The organism is Ralstonia sp. TCR112 (assembly GCF_007997035.1).
GTDB lineage: Bacteria > Pseudomonadota > Gammaproteobacteria > Burkholderiales > Burkholderiaceae > Ralstonia > Ralstonia edaphi.
Genome location: NZ_VOSS01000007.1, coordinates 114,179 through 129,930 on the forward strand (window position 1 = coordinate 114,179; position 15,752 = coordinate 129,930).

General features: G+C 66.3%; 9 protein-coding genes and 1 pseudogene. 5 read left to right on the forward strand and 5 right to left on the reverse strand.

Translation table 11 applies throughout. The features are described from left to right. Window positions 1–54 precede the first annotated feature (54 nt). The 4 genes from FUT88_RS03470 to FUT88_RS03485 all read right to left on the reverse strand — a co-directional run bounded on the left by FUT88_RS03470 (window position 55) and on the right by FUT88_RS03485 (window position 6,198). Window positions 55–1,764 (reverse strand): long-chain fatty acid--CoA ligase, encoded by a 1,710-nt coding sequence (locus FUT88_RS03470; RefSeq protein WP_147213823.1) that lies wholly within the window; start codon window positions 1,762–1,764, stop codon window positions 55–57. 151 nt (window positions 1,765–1,915) lie between these two features. Next, window positions 1,916–3,013 carry an aminopeptidase gene (locus FUT88_RS03475; RefSeq protein ID WP_147213824.1) on the reverse strand — a complete coding sequence of 366 codons (1,098 nt, stop codon included), beginning with the start codon at window positions 3,011–3,013 and terminating at the stop codon, window positions 1,916–1,918. 10 nt (window positions 3,014–3,023) lie between these two features. Next, complete coding sequence (locus tag FUT88_RS03480) at window positions 3,024–5,120, reverse strand: molybdopterin-dependent oxidoreductase (RefSeq protein ID WP_147213825.1); 2,097 nt, start codon at window positions 5,118–5,120, stop codon at window positions 3,024–3,026. 82 nt (window positions 5,121–5,202) lie between these two features. After that, entirely contained in the window at window positions 5,203–6,198 is a 996-nt protein-coding gene (locus FUT88_RS03485; RefSeq protein WP_147213826.1) for a LacI family DNA-binding transcriptional regulator, read from the reverse strand. Between the two features lie 215 nt (window positions 6,199–6,413). On the opposite strand from FUT88_RS03485, the pseudogene ptsP reads away from it, so the two are divergent. The 4 genes and pseudogenes from ptsP (at window position 6,414) to FUT88_RS03505 (ending at window position 13,008) form a co-directional block, all read left to right on the forward strand. Further along, window positions 6,414–8,983 (forward strand): annotated as a pseudogene (ptsP, locus tag FUT88_RS03490) (phosphoenolpyruvate--protein phosphotransferase). Further along, entirely contained in the window at window positions 8,980–9,936 is a 957-nt protein-coding gene (gene pfkB, locus FUT88_RS03495) for a 1-phosphofructokinase (protein WP_147213827.1), read from the forward strand. The pseudogene ptsP and the gene pfkB overlap by 4 nt, the downstream one beginning before the upstream one ends. A 50-nt stretch (window positions 9,937–9,986) precedes the next feature. Then, window positions 9,987–11,702 carry a PTS fructose transporter subunit IIC gene (locus FUT88_RS03500; protein ID WP_147213828.1) on the forward strand — a complete coding sequence of 572 codons (1,716 nt, stop codon included), beginning with the start codon at window positions 9,987–9,989 and terminating at the stop codon, window positions 11,700–11,702. 148 nt (window positions 11,703–11,850) lie between these two features. Then, complete coding sequence (locus FUT88_RS03505) at window positions 11,851–13,008, forward strand: ABC transporter substrate-binding protein (protein ID WP_147213829.1); 1,158 nt, start codon at window positions 11,851–11,853, stop codon at window positions 13,006–13,008. A 49-nt stretch (window positions 13,009–13,057) separates the two neighbouring features. Here FUT88_RS03505 and argE read toward each other — a convergent pair whose 3' ends face one another. Beyond that, the gene (gene argE / locus FUT88_RS03510; RefSeq protein WP_147213830.1) at window positions 13,058–14,260 is read right to left on the reverse strand and encodes an acetylornithine deacetylase; all 1,203 of its coding nucleotides are present in this window, start codon (window positions 14,258–14,260) and stop codon (window positions 13,058–13,060) included. Between the two features lie 263 nt (window positions 14,261–14,523). Here argE and FUT88_RS03515 point away from each other — a divergent pair, with 263 nt between their 5' ends. After that, window positions 14,524–15,714 carry a M20 aminoacylase family protein gene (locus tag FUT88_RS03515; protein WP_147213831.1) on the forward strand — a complete coding sequence of 397 codons (1,191 nt, stop codon included), beginning with the start codon at window positions 14,524–14,526 and terminating at the stop codon, window positions 15,712–15,714. Window positions 15,715–15,752 lie beyond the last annotated feature (38 nt).

Below are 15,752 nucleotides of genomic sequence, written 5' to 3' on the forward strand. Positions count from 1 at the left end.
CGCCATGAAAAAAGCCGCGATTCCTCGCGGCTTTTTTATTGCAGCTACGCAGACTCAGGCTCGCTTCTTCATCGCCTCGTCCCGCAGTTCGCGGCGCAAGATCTTGCCGACGTTGGTCTTCGGCAGCTCGTTGCGGAACTCGATGAACTTCGGGCGTTTGTAGCCGGTGAGCTGGTCCTTGCAGAATTCCTGCAGCTTCTGTTCGGTCAGTGTCGGGTCACGGCGCACCACGAACAGCTTCACCACCTCGCCCGAATGCACGTCGGGCACACCCACGGCCGCCACTTCCAGCACGCCCGGGCACATCGCCACCACGCCTTCGATCTCGTTCGGATACACGTTGAAGCCCGACACCAAAATCATGTCCTTCTTGCGATCGACGATCTTGGTGTAGCCACGCTCGTCCATCACGCCCACGTCGCCGGTTTTGAAGAAGCCGTCGGCGTACATGACCTTGGCGGTCTCGTCGGGGCGCTTCCAGTAGCCCGCCATGACCTGCGGGCCGCGGATGCAGATTTCGCCCGCCTGGCCTATCGGTAGGTCGCGGCCTTCGTCGTCGCGAATGGCGATTTCAGTGCCCGGAATCGGCAAACCAACGGTGCCCGAAAACTTGTCGGTATCGGTCGGGTTGCAGATGGCCGACGGCGAGGTCTCCGACAGGCCATAGCCTTCGATGATCGGGCACCCCGTCACCTCCAGCCACTTCTTGGCCACCGCCTCCTGCACCGCCATGCCGCCGCCGTTGGCCACGCGCAGGTTGGAGCAGTCGACATCCTTGAATTCGGGATGGTTCAGCAGCGCGTTGTACAACGTATTCACGGCCGGGAACATGTGGAAGCGGTACTGCTTGAGCACCTTGATGAAGCCCGGGATGTCACGCGGATTCGGGATCAGCACGGCCAGCCCGCCCTTGCGCATCGACAGCAGGCAGCACACCGTCAGCGCGAAGATGTGATACAGCGGCAGCGCGGTAATGGTGACGATCTCTTCGTCGGCGGCCAGCATGCGGCCATCGCGGCCGGGCTTGGTGAGCGCCGGATTCATCCACGCTTCGGACTGCAGCACGTTGGCGACGATGTTCCGATGCAGCAGCGTCGCGCCCTTCGACACGCCGGTCGTGCCGCCCGTGTATTGCAGGAAGGCCACGTCGTCGGGGCCGACGGAGGTCGGCTTGAGCGTCTGCTTGGCGCCCTCTTGCAGCGCCGTGTTGAAGCGGATGCAGTTGGGCAGCTCCCACGCCGGCACCATCTTCTTAACGCTGCGCACGACGAAATTGACCAGCATGCCCTTCAGCCCGCCGAGCATGTCGCCCATGCTGGCCACCACGATGTGCTTGACCGGTGTATTGGGCAGCACCTGCTGCAGCGTCGTCGCGAAGTTCTCCAGGATGATGATGGCTTCAGCGCCGCTGTCCTTGAGCTGGTGTTCCAGTTCGCGCGGGGTGTAAAGCGGATTGACGTTGACGACCACATAGCCGGCACGCAGCACGGCGGCCAACGCCACCGGGTACTGCAGCACGTTCGGCATCATCAGCGCGACGCGGGCGCCAGGTGCGAGACCGCGCGATTGCAGCCAGGCCGCCAGTTGGCGCGAGAGCGTATCCAGCTCGCCGTAGGTCAGCACCTTGCCCATGCATTCAAATGCACGGCGGTTGCGGTTCTTCTGGAAAGAATCCTCAAGCAGATGGGCCAGCGATCGGTACTGCGACGCATCGATCTCGGCCGGCACCCCGGCGGGGTACTGCTTCAGCCACGGCTTATCCATGGGTGTGTCTCCTGGCGATTGTCGATTTTTTTCGAATGGTCGTTCGTTTTTTTCGGCATCCTACGCGGATGTCTGTGTCAAAACAACAACTTAGACAGTTCCCTCAGCCGGTCGGCCCTGCTTGAAACTGGTGCAGAAACCGCTGTCGGCATCACTTTTGCGTAATGCCCGCCGACGTCGCCATCGCCGGCGGCGCCAGCAATCGCAGGGCGGCGTCGCGCTGCGGTTTGGGCTCGCGCGCCATCGCTTTGACGTCGGCATAGAAGCGCGCCCAGTCGCCGCCATCACGGTGGTACAGCGCCGTGAACGCCGGCACCCATTCCAGGTAGCTCGCGACGGCCCCCAGATGCGCGTTCGACAGCGGCTGCGCGAACCAACGGTCGTAACCGGTATAACCGCCCCAGCTTGCCTTGAGCTTGGCGTAATCGGCCTGCAGGCTCGCGAAGATGGCGCGTTTTCCGGCGCGCTTCTCGTCGTCCGACACGGGGCTCGCATACAGCGTCTCCAGCCGGTTGCGGTACTCCAGCAGCAGGGCGCGGAATTGTACGCGGCGCGCGTCGTACGTGGCGTATTCCGCGCGAATTTCCGGCGTAGCGGCATCCGCCAGCCAGCGTTCGACGCCAATGGTTTCCACGGCAGTGGCAAACGATTCGTTGAACGCGGTATCGCCCTTGGCGTAGACGACCTGGTGCGCCAGCTCATGAAAAATGAGCCGCGCCAGCTCGCCTTCCGGCAGGCCGACGAAGGTATTGAGCAACGGGTCGTCGAAATAACCCAGTGTGGAATACGCAGGAATGCCGGCCACATCCACGTCCAGGCCTTGGGCGCGCAGGGTGTCGGCGTAGGCCATGGCGGCGTTGCGGTCGTAATACCCGCGATACGTCACGCAGCCGACGACGAGGAAACACCATTCCTTGAGCTTGACCGACAGCTCCGGCGCCGCAAACACGTTCCACACCGCGAACGGACGCTTGAGATTGGCGTAGACCCGATAGCTGCCGTTGTCGGGCAGGCCCAGCTCGCGCGACGCATAGATGCGGATGCTGCGCGCATCCTCCAGGCGTTTGGCGAGCTTGTCGTTGTGAGCCTGCCGGGCGTCGTCGATGGCTTGGTCGATCGACTCGCGCTGCGCCATCAGCGAGAGATGTCCGCTGACGGACTGGTAGTAATAACCGACGGTGTCGCAGCCGGCCAGCAACGCCGAACCGGCAAGCGACAGCGCAAGACACAGCGCGCGTGCGGCCCGCATGATCGCCCCGTCAGGCAGCCTGTGCCAACGGCGCGACCTCGACCAGGCAATCGTAGAAGGTGGGCGCACGGCCCATGTCGGTCAGGCGCTGGCTGGTCAGCTCGTTGGCGTTGGTACCGTCGGGCGCGAGCTTCTTCCACCAGATCGACAGGCCGACGACCACGCCGCGCCGCGCACGGTCGGTCACGCGGGCGCGCGCCTGCATGGTGCCGCGATCGTTGAAGATGCGGACAAGCTCGCCATCGATGACGCCGCGCGCATTCGCATCGTCGGGATGGATGTCGAGATGCGGCTCGCCTTCGGTGTTGCGCAGGCTGTCGACGTTGACGAAGGTGGAGTTCAGGAAGTTGCGCGCCGGCGGCGAGATCATCGACAGCGGATAACGCTTCGCCAGCTCAGGCGTGCTGATCGCCGACTCATGCGGCGGCACATAGCCGGGCAGCGGATCGAGCCCGTCCTTGGCCATCTGCTCGGAATAGAACTCGCAGCGGCCGGACGGCGTGCGATAGCCGCCGCGTGCGAGCGGCGCGGCCGGGTGCGCCAGCTTCTGCCAGCCCTCGCGCTTGAGCGTGGCCCAGTCGATGTGCGCGGCGGCCGGGTCGTCACGGCGCACGGCCTGGCTGGCGATGTCGTCGTCCGAGTCGGCAAAGCAGGCGTCGTTAAAACCCATACGCTTGGCGATGCGGCGGAAGATCTCCGTGTTCGGCAGCGACTGCCCCATGGGCGCAATGGCAGCGTTGTTGGCCAGCACGTAGGTGTGGCCATAGGCCTTGTGCACATCGACGTGTTCGAGCTGCGTGGTGGCGGGCAGGAGGATGTCGGCGTAGTCGGCGGTGTCGGTCTGGAAATGCTCCAGCACCACGGTGAAGAGGTCTTCGCGCGCAAAACCGGCGGCGACCTTGCGCGAGTCCGGCGCCACCGCCACGGGGTTGCTGTTGTAGACGACCACCGCCTCGACCTTGGGGCCGAACGTCGCATCGCCGGCATGCAGCAGCGCATCGCCGATGGTGCTCATGTTGACCGTGCGCGGCAGCGCGGGCCAGCTCGGCAACAGGTCGGGACGCTGCAGCTTGGCATTGTCGATGGGGAAGAAACCGGACGTCGACAGCTGCAGCCCGCCCGCTGCATCGCGCCACGCGCCCACCAGCGACGGCAGGCATGCGACCGCCCGCACGCCCTGCCCGCCGCCATGCGCGCGCTGCATGCCGTAGTTCAGGCGAATGGCCGCGGGCTGCTTGTCGCGCACGACGGTCGTGCCGTACAGCTTGGCGAGCCACTCGATATCCGCAGCGTCCACCCCGCACAGCGTCGCCGCGTATTCCGGCGTGTATTGCTGCGCGCGCTCACGCAGCGCCTCGAAACCGAGCGTGTGATTGGCGATGTAATCGTGGTCGAGCAAATCGTCGCGAATCAACACGTGGATCATCGCCAGCGCCAGCGCCGCATCGGTACCGGGGCGCACCGCCAGATGGCGATGGCACTTCTCGGCCGTCAGCGAGCGATACGGATCGATGGCGACGAGCGTGGCGCCGCGCCGTTTGGCTTCCTGCGCGCGCGTCCAGAAATGCAGGTTCGACGCGATCGGATTGGCGCCCCAGATCAGGATCAGCTTGGCGTCCTGCACGTGCTCGATGTCCATGCCGAGGCTCGCGCCGTACGTGTAGCGCAGCGCAGTCGCCCCGGCCGATGCGCAGATCGTGCGATCCAGCAGCGACGCTCCCAGCTTGTGGAAGAAGCGCGCGGCCATGCTTTCGCCCTGCACCAGGCCCATCGTCCCGGCGTAGCTGTACGGAAGGATGGCTTCGGGGTTGCGCGCAGCAATGTCGCCCAGGCGCGTGGCGATGGTGTCGATGGCCTCATCCCACGAAATCGGTTCGAACTTGCCCTCGCCCTTGGCGCCCACACGCTTCATTGGTGTCAACAGGCGGTTGGGGTGGTACGTGCGTTCTGCATACCGATTGACCTTGGTGCACAGCACGCCGGCGGTGGTCGGGTGGTCCGGGTCGCCCTGTACGCGGGTGGCGCGGCCGTCCTCGACGGTGACAAGCAAGGCGCAGGTGTCGGGGCAGTCGTGCGGGCAGGCAGCACGGATGACTTGGGTGGACATCAGGGGGCTCCGGAGTGGGTGGCGGCGGGTGCATGTCGGTGTCGTCGCACCACCGCAAGTATCCGGAAATTGTAATCGCCCGCTAGGGGCTTCGCAGCGGCGTGGAACCGCGCGTGACCAGGCGCCCAGTCAGCAGCACGCGGCGCGTCGGCAAGGTGGGTTGCGCGAGGCGCTCCTGCAGCATCGCCATCGCCATCCGGCCGATGTCGTACACCGGCTGCTCGATCACGGTGATGCCCGGGCCGGCGAGTTCGGTCCAGGGCTCGTTATCAAAGCCCGCCACAGCGATGTCACGCGGTACGTCGAGCGACAGCCGCCGCAACGCACGCAGCACGCCGAGCAGCGATTGCGCGTTACTCGCGACCAGCGCGTCGGGGCGATCAGGTTCCGCGCCGGACAGCCACGCCAGCGTCTCGGCCTCCGCGGCCTCGGCGGTCGGCAGGATGAAGCGTGCCTCGGCGGTGATGCCGTGGCGTGCCAGCGCCGTCGCGAATCCGGCCTGACGCTCAGCGCCCGTGCTGCTCGTCCGCCCGAACAGGCCGCCGATACGCCGGTACCCCTGCGCGGCGAGGTGCTCGGCCAGCGCTTGCGCCGCCTGCTGGTTGTCGAGCACGACGGCATCGGTGCCGCATGTCGGGCCGGCACGGTCGATCAGCACGACCGGGTAGCCAAGGTCCACGGGTTGCTGCGCTTCGGCAATGCCGCGCGTCGGCGAGAGGATCACGCCAGTCACGCGCTCCTCTTCCATCAGGCGCAGGTACATCGCCTCCTTCTCCGGGTCTTCGTCGGAATTGCAGAGGATGACGCGCAGGCCAGCCGCGTAGGCCGCGTCTTCCACCGCCCGGCTGACGCTGGTGAAGAACGGATTGCGGATGTCGGAGACGATCAGCCCGACGGTCTGGGCCTGCTGCGAGCGCAGCCGCCGCGCCGACAGGTTCGGCCGATACCCGGACGCCGCCACCGCCGCATCGACGCGCCGGCGCAGTTCCGCGCTCACGGGGCCGCCGGCGAGCGCGCGCGACACGGTTGCCACCGACACCCCCGCCGCCGCTGCCACGTCCTTGATTCGAACCGTCATGCTGAAATCGTTTCCATTGAAATCGTCATCATATCCAATGACCGCATCGTCACCAACGCCTCGGTCGCCTAGGGAAAACCCCGTAAATACCGGAATAGACGTCACTTTGTGTGGCATCGCACATTGACACTCCAACTGTAATCGATTTCAATTCGCGATCATCGACGACACGCATGCCGGGCCTTGGAGCACGGCAGCCGCAGGAGACCCGCCGCATGGCTTCCGCCCTGATCTGCGCCGAACGCATCCGTCTGCAGCAACGCGCCACCGACAAGGAAAGCGCCATCCGCGCCGCCGGCCAATTGCTGGCCGACGCCGGCTGCATCGACCCGGCCTATATCGACAGCCTTCTGCGCCGCGAGACCGTGGCCAACACGTTTCTCGGCCACGGCGTCGCCATTCCGCACGGCATGGGCGAGGACCGTCACCTGATCCGCCAGACCGGCATTGCGGTTCTGCAGTTTCCGGATGGACTGGAATGGCACCCGGGCCAGACGACGCACCTCGTGTTTGCCATCGCCGCGCAGTCGGACGAGCACATCACGCTGCTGCGCCGGCTGACGCGGCTGCTGAATGACGACACGCGCCTGCGGCAGCTCTTCACTACGCAGAATGCTGAAGAGCTTGTTGCCGCCCTCTCCAGCGACGCGCCCGCGCCCGCCGCCGGCACACCAGGCACCGACCTCGCCGAGCAACGCAACTTGACGCTGGAATACCCGAGCGGCCTGCACGCCCGTCCGGCCGCGCAGTGGGTGGAAACCGCGCGTCGCTTTGCCGCGCGGGTGCAAGTCCGCCATGGCGACGAAACCGCCGATGCAAAGAATCTCGTGGCGTTGCTGCAATTGGGGCTGGCGGCCGGCGCCAAGCTCATCGTTTCTGCGGAAGGCCCGGACGCCGGCATGGCGCTGGACGCCCTGCAACGAACCATCCGCGGCCTGACGGCGCAGGAACGCGCCCAGGCGGCGCGCGACACGCAGGCGGCCCGCACGCGCCAGACCGCGCACGGCTGGCAAGCCGACACGGCGCTGCCCGCCATCGGCGGCATTGCGGCGAGCCCCGGCTTGGCGATCGGCCCCATCCACGTTTTGCAGCACGGCGCGTCGACCGTGCCCGATCACCCCGTCGCACTGACCACCGGCGGCGATCTGCTGGACGAGGCGCTGGCCAGCACGCGCGCCGAGCTGCAAGCGCTGGCACGCGACACCGCCGCCCGTCTGGGCGAAGCCGAAGCGGGCATCTTCAAGGCGCAGGCCGAACTGCTGGGCGACACCGATCTCATGACGCTGACGTGCCAGGCGATGGTCGAAGGCCACGGCGTGGCGTGGTCGTGGCATCAGGCCGTCGAGCGCTTGGCCGAGCGGCTGGGCGCGCTCGGTAATCCGCTGCTGGCCGCGCGCGCGGCCGACCTGCGCGACGTGGGACGACGCGTGCTCGGCCATATCGATCCGTCGCTGCGCAGTGCGGCGCAAACGCTGCCCGACACGCCCTGCATCCTGGTGGCGGCGGACCTGTCGCCTTCGGATACGGCGGCGCTGGATACGCGACGCATCATCGGCATCGTCACGGCGCAAGGCGGTCCGACCTCGCACACGGCCATCCTGACGCGCACGCTGGGCATCCCGGCCGTCGTGGCCGCCGGCCCGGCCGTGCTCGATGTGGCGACGGGCACGCAGGCCATCATCGACGGCACGGGCGGCCGTCTGGTGCTCGATCCCGATGACGCCAGCATCGCGAGCGCCCGCGCATGGCTGCAGGAAGACGCCGCGCGCACGCAGCGTGAGGAGGCGGAGCGAGGCCTGCCCGCGCGCACGCGCGACGGCCACGCGGTGGAGATCGCCGCCAACGTCAACCTGCCGGCACAAGCGGTCGAAGCGCTCACGCTCGGTGCGGAAGGCGTCGGCCTGATGCGCACCGAATTCCTGTTCCTCGAACGCGACCACGCGCCGGACGAAGACACGCAATACGCGGTCTACGCCGACATGCTCAAAGCCCTTGGCGGCCGTCCGCTGATCGTGCGCACGCTGGATATCGGCGGCGACAAGCAGGTCCCGCATCTGAACCTGCCCACGGAAGAGAACCCGTTCCTGGGCGTGCGCGGTGCGCGCCTGCTGCTGCGCCGCCCCGACCTCATGGAGCCGCAACTGCGCGCGCTCTATCGGGCCGCCCGTGATGCCGGAAATACCGGCGATAGCGCGGCGCTGTCGATCATGTTCCCGATGATCACGTCATTGGAGGAGGTGACCGCCTTGCGCGCCGCCTGCGAACGCATCCGCGCAGAACTCGACGCGCCGTCGCTGCCGCTGGGCATCATGGTGGAGGTGCCCGCCGCTGCACTGCTAGCCGATCGGCTGGCCGAGCACGTCGACTTCTTCTCCATCGGAACGAACGACCTCACGCAATACACGCTGGCGATCGACCGCCAGCATCCCGACCTCGCCGCCGAGGCCGACAGTCTGCATCCGAGCGTGCTGCGTCTGATTCAGCAGACGGTGCAAGGCGCCGCCCGCCACGGCAAGGCGCCGCCCGCCACGGGCGCTGGGTCGGCGTATGCGGCGGGCTGGCCGGAGACCCGTTCGGCGCGCTGCTGCTGACGGGGCTCGGCGTGCACGAGTTGTCGATGAGCCCGCGCGATATTGCGCCGGTCAAGGCGCGGTTGCGCGAGGTGCACCTCCGCGCGCTATCGCAGCTCGCAGAACGCGCGCTGGCCTGCGCTTCCGCTCAAGAGGTGCGCGCCCTGGAAACCGCCTTCCCGATGCAGGCCAGTGGCGAGGAGAAGGCCGCATGAGCCGCCCGTCGCACATCGTCACCGTCACGCTCAACCCGGCCATCGACATGACCGTCGGGCTGGAGCGCCTCGAACGCGGCCGCGTCAACATCGGCCGCAGCGTCACGCAACAAGCCGGCGGCAAGGGCGTCAACGTCGCAGCCTGCCTCGCCGACTGGCAGGTGCCGGTCATCGCAACGGGCCTCCTCGGCGACGCCAATGCTGAACTGTTCGAGGCGCTGTTTGCGCGCAAGGGCGTGGTCGACGGCTTCTGCCGCGTGCCCGGCACCAATCGCACCAACATCAAGATCAGCGACCAGGCAGACGGGCAGACCACCGACATCAATCTACCCGGCATTGACGCCACGCCCGCCGACTTCGACGCGCTGTGCGAACGCATTGACGCGCTCTCCGACATTGCGGGCGCGGCGCTGTGCGGCAGCCTGGCCGGAGGCTTGCCGCCGGATGCCTACGTAACATTGCTGGCGCTGCTGAACCGCCGCCGCATACCCACGTTGCTCGACACCAGCGGCGCCCCGCTCGCGCAGGTCCTTGCCGCACCACGCGACGCGCTGCCGACGGCCATCAAGCCCAACCGGCACGAGCTGGAGCTGTGGGCCGGTGCATCGCTGCCCACGCTCGCTGAGACAGTGGACGTGGCACGCGCCATCCACGCGCGTGGCGTGAAGCAGGTCATCGTGTCGCTCGGCGAAGACGGCGCGCTGTTCGTCACGGCAGACGGCACATGGCAAGCGAGCCTTCCGCCTGTGCGCGCCGCCAGTACCGTCGGCGCGGGTGACGCCATGGTGGCCGGCGTGCTGGCCGGCTGGCACGCCGGTGCCGGCATGGAAGAGACCGTGCGCCTTTCGGTGGCCTTTGCCGCGTGCAAGCTGCAGCGCCTGGGGCCGCACCTCCCCGCCCCAGCCGAAGTGCGCGAACGCGCCGCCGCCGTCCAGATGCAGCGCGTGGCCTGACGCCCCGACCATCGCATCGCCACACGCTCAACGCATTCAAGGAGCCGATCATGGCAAACCTGCTGGCAATTCTCGGTGCGGACGGCCGCACCACCCGCGCGATGCTCGCCGGCGCGGCCCTGCGCCACGCGGCGCGCGAATCCGGCTGCAAGCTCGACGTCGACGTGCGCGGCCCGGAGACGGCCTCGGTCGTCGACACGGCGGCGCTGGCCACCGCCGAGGCCGTCGTCTGGGCGGGCCTGTCGCCCGATGCGGCCGCTCGTCACGCCAATCCGCGCACGCTGGAAGTCACGCTCGACGAGGTGTTGGCCGACGCGCAGGCGGTGCTGGCCCGCGTGATGCAGAACACCTCACCCGCGCCGGAATCGGGTGTGCAAGCTCGGCGCATTGTCGCCATCACGTCGTGCCCGACCGGCATCGCGCACACCTTCATGGCCGCCGAGGCGCTCACGCAGGCCGCCGGCGCGCTCGGTCACACGATCCACGTGGAGACGCAGGGCTCGGTTGGCGCACAGAACACGCTGTCGGCCGACGCCATTGCAAGTGCGGATCTCGTGCTGATCGCCGCAGATACGCAGGTGGACCTGTCGCGCTTTGCCGGCAAGCGCGTCTTCCGCGCCGGCACCAAAGCTGCCATCCATGACGGGCAGGCGCTGATCCGCCGCGCCTTCGACGAGGCCTCCGTAGAAAGCTCCGGGGCGGCGCAATCGACGCTCACCGCGGCCGCCGCTGCAGAACAACAACGCACCGGCCCGTACAAGCACCTGATGACCGGCGTGTCATTCATGCTGCCCTTCGTGGTGGCGGGGGGCATCCTGATTGCGCTGGCGTTTGCCCTCGGCGGCATCTACGTGACGGACGCCTCGGCCAGTCACACGCTGGGCGGCGCGCTGTTCCAGATCGGGGCCAAGTCGGCGTTTGCCTTGATGGTGCCCGTGCTCGCCGGATACATCGCGTATTCGATCGCCAGCCGGCCGGGCATCGCACCGGGGATGGTCGGAGGCATGCTGGCCGCGAGCCTGGGGGCCGGGTTTCTCGGTGGCATCGTCGCCGGGTTCGTCGCTGGCTATGGCACCGAGGCGCTCAACCGTTGGCTGAAGCTGCCGCGCAACCTGGAAGGGCTGAAACCGGTGCTGATCCTGCCGGTGCTCGGCTGCCTGCTGACGGGCCTGGTGATGCTGTATGTGGTGGGCGCGCCGGTTGCCGCACTGCTCGCGTCGCTCACGAGCTGGCTCCGTGGCATGCAAGGCGCCAATGCGGTCCCGCTGGGCGCTCTGCTGGGCGGCATGATGGCCTTCGACATGGGCGGCCCCATCAACAAGGCGGCGTATGCCTTCAGCACCGGGCTGATCGGCGCGCAGGTCTATACGCCCATGGCAGCCACGATGGCCGCGGGCATGACGCCGCCGCTGGGCATCGCGCTGGCGGCATGGCTGTTCCCGTCGCGGTTCACGCGCGACGAACGCCAGGCGGCGCGCGCCACCGCCGTGCTCGGCCTCGCGTTCATCAGCGAGGGGGCGATCCCGTATGCCGCGCGCGACCCGTTCCGCGTAATTCCCGCGCTCGTGGCGGGCTCAGCGTGCGCGGGTGCCATGTCGATGCTGTTCGGGGTGGAACTGCGCGTGCCGCACGGCGGGGCCTTCGTGCTGCCGATCCCGAATGCGGTGACGCACCTGGGCGGCTACGTGGCGGCGCTGGTTGCCGGCACCGTCGTCACCGCCGTGCTGCTGGCGGTGATGAAGCGACGGGTGGCCGAAGGCGCCTGAAATGCCCCCCCATGTGAAGGAAAGCGAGCACATCGCGCGCCTTCTCTGTCTCAAAAAGGCTCAAAAGCGACGCAACCCGCCCGATTCTGTTTGCCTCCCCTGCCCGTTTAGCTATGATGCCGGGCAAATCAACTCTCGGGGGAGAGCAATGCAATCTCGCAGAATCACCGGGCTGCTGGCCATGTTCGCAGCGGGCATCGTCGGCATGGCTTCCGGCGGCGCGCACGCCGAGACGGGCGTAACCAACGACGCAATCATCGTCGGCCAATCCGCGCCGATGAGTGGCCCGGCGGCACAGCTCGGTCAGCAGATGAACCGCGGCGCCCAGCTTTACTTCAACGCCGTCAATGCAGCAGGCGGCGTCAACGGTCGCAAGATCGAGCTGAAGGTGCTCGACGATTTCTACGAACCCGATGCCACAGCCCGCAACACCAAGACGCTCATCGAAGACACCAAGGTGTTCGCGCTGTTCGGCTACGTCGGTACGCCGACCAGCCTGGCGGCGCTGAAGATCGCCAATCCGGCGGGCGTGCCTTTCTTTGCGCCGTACTCCGGCGCCTCGGCGCTGCGCGAGCCGTTCGCGCGCAATGTGTTCCACGTGCGCGCCAGCTACAACGATGAAACCGCCGCCATCGTCCAGCAGATCCACACCACGGGCCTCAAGCGCATTGCCGTGGTCTATAACGACGACGCCTACGGCAAGGCGGGCCTCGACGGTATTCAGCGCGCACTCAAATTGCCGGCAAACCAGGGAGTGACGCTCGTGGCGCAAGCCAGCGTCGTCCGGAATACGACCGACGTGAAGAGTTCGATTGCCACCGTGCTGGCGCAAAAGCCGGACGCGGTTGTCGTCATCAGCGCGTACCAGACCGTGGCCGCCCTCGTGAAGGGCGCGCAAGACCAGGGCTATGCGGGCCAGTTCTACAACGTGTCGTTTGTCGGCACCAAGGCGCTGGCCAATGCACTCGGCAAGGCTGGTGGCGGCGTGATCATCTCTCAAGTGATGCCGTATCCGTATAGCGGTGCATCGCCCGTCGTGCGCGATTACCAAAAGCTGCTCAAATCGGATGGCATTACCGATTTCGACTACGGCAGCATCGAGGGCTACGTCGCTGCGCGCGTCTTTGTCGAAGGTCTCAAGCGCGCCGGCCGCGACCTGACGCGCGAGAAGTTCATCGGGGCGCTGGAGTCGATGGGCAACTACGACGTGGGCGGCTTCAACGTGAACTTCTCGCCGTCCAACCACGTGGGCTCCAAGTTCGTTGAGATGACGATCATCAACTCGAACGGCCAAGTGATCCGCTGATCTCACATCGCCGCAAAGAAAGCCGGGCCAAGTGCCCGGTTTTTTTCGTTCACGCCGGCTGCAACTGCGGCTGCCGTTGCGCGAGCCGCCGCATGAAGGCTTCGCACTGCGCGATCTGCGCGAGTTCGATGTACTCGTTCGGCTTGTGCGCCTGCTCGATATTGCCCGGACCGCACACCACGGTCGGAATGCCAGCGCGCGAGAACAATCCCGCTTCCGTCCCATAGTCGACCTTGCCGACCATGCCCCGGCTATCGGCCAACGCTTGCGCCAGCGACACCAGCTGGTGCGACGGCGCAATCGACAGGCCGGGCGTGTTGGCCTTCATGGCGAAGCTGATGTCAGCGTCGGCGGAAACTTCACGCATTTGCGGCAGCAGCGTCTGCCGCGCATAGCGTTCGACTTCGCCGAAGAGCCAATCCGGATCGGTGCCCGGCAGATAGCGGAAATCGAAGGTGAACTCGCAATCGCGCGGCACCACGTTGGTAGCAATACCGCCCTTGATCGTGCCCGTGTTCAACGTCGTATGCGGCACGACAAAGGCGACATCGCGCGCCTCTTCTGCCGCCAGACGCGCGGCCAGCGATCGGATATGCGCGATCAGCAGTGCCGCAAACTCGATCGCATTCACGCCCTGCGGTGTCAGTGCCGAATGCGCTTCCTTGCCGCGCACGCAGCATCGGTATTCGCGCTTGCCCTTGTGGGCAATGATGGCGCGCATCGACGTAGGCTCTCCGACGATGCAACCGGCCGGCTGAATGCCGCTGGCCTCCAGATCACGCAGCAGGCTGCGCACGCCCACACAGCCGATCTCTTCGTCGTACGACAGCGAGAGATGGAAGCTGGCGTCTCCCTCCGCCGCCATGAACGCGGGCACGTTGGCAAGCGCCACGGCAATGAAGCTTTTCATGTCGGCCGTGCCGCGCCCGTATAGGCGGCCGTCGCGGATCTGCGCGTCGAACGGGTTCGCATCCCACGGTTGGCCATCGACGGGCACCACATCGGTATGCCCCGACAGCACGAGCCCCGGTTTTCGGCCCGGCGACAGCGTCGCAAACAGATTCGCCTTCCCCCCCGTCGCGTCATACGTGAGCCGGCATTCCGCCCCCTGAGCGCGCAAGCGATCGCGCACCCATTCGATCAATCCGAGGTTCGAATTGCGGCTGACTGTATCGAACGCCACCAGCGTGCGAATCAATTGCAGAACTTCGTCGGAAGGTTGCGATGCGGCAGCGATAACGTCGGCGGACATGATGGGCTCTGTTCGGTCACCTGGTGCTTAGAGAACCGCGACGGGAAGCTGGGAAGGTGGCGCGGTCGACTGGCGAAGCTCCAGTGTAGGCGTTTCGGCGGTTCGGCTCCTGCTGTAAGCGAAACCGCACAGGCCATGGCGTGAAGAATCCATACAAGACTGCATGGACGGATCGAGCAATTGGTTGATGGCGGGCCGGAAACCGCCCTTCGGCGTATCATCGAACGTGACTCCGAACTTTCAGCCAGAACACGAGCATCCTCATGAAGCTGATCCCAGAAATCCAAGCCGCGCAGCCCGAGATCCAGGCGCTGCGACGCGATATTCACGCGCATCCCGAACTCTGCTTCGAAGAGCAACGCACCTCCGATCTGGTCGCCGCCAAGCTTGCCGAATGGGGCATCGAAGTACATCGCGGCCTGGGTAAGACCGGGCTGGTCGGCGTTATCCGTAACGGTGAGGGCAAGAGCATCGGCCTGCGCGCCGATATGGATGCGTTACCGCTCGCCGAGGCCAACCAGTTCGAGCATCGCTCCAAGCACGACGGCAAGATGCACGCGTGCGGCCATGACGGCCACACGGCAATGCTGCTCGGCGCGGCGCATTACTTGTCCAAGCACCGCAATTTCAGCGGTACCGTGAACCTGATCTTCCAGCCCGCCGAAGAAGGCGGCGGCGGCGCACGCGAGATGATCAAGGACGGCCTGTTCGATCGATTCCCATGCGACGCCGTCTTCGGCCTGCACAACTGGCCGGGCGTTCCGGTCGGCGCATTCGGGACGCGGGCCGGCGCATTGATGGCGTCGAGCAACGAATTCCGCATCACGATCAAAGGCAAAGGGGCGCACGCAGCGCTACCGCACAACGGCAACGACCCGGTGTTTGTCGGCGCTCAGGTGGTCTCGGCGCTGCAAGGCATCATCACGCGCAACAAACGCCCGATCGACACCGCGGTCCTCTCCGTCACTCAGTTCCATGCCGGCGATGCGACCAACATCATCCCGAACGAAGCCTGGATCGGCGGCACGGTACGCACCTTCTCCACAGAAGTCCTCGACCTGATCGAGCGCCGCATGGAAGAAGTCTCTAAGGGCATCGCCGCCGCATACGATTGCACGGTCGACTTCGTCTTCCACCGCAACTATCCGCCGACCGTGAACACGGAAACTGAAACGCAGTTCGCGGCAGCAGTCATGCGTGAGCTCGTCGGGGCGGATAACGTGGAAGCCAATATCGATCCGACCATGGGCGCCGAAGATTTCTCGTTCATGCTGATCGAGAGACCGGGCTGCTTCGCCTTCATCGGCAATGGCGATGGTGATCACCGCGAGCAAGGCCACGGTCTGGGGCCATGCATGCTGCACAATCCAAGCTACGATTTCAATGACGAGTTGCTGCCGCTGGGCGCAACATACTGGGTTCGCCTCGCCGAGAAATTCTTGGCACGTAGCTAGTCAGTCGCTCGCATCAGCGCAAAAGCCTCCGAATGGAG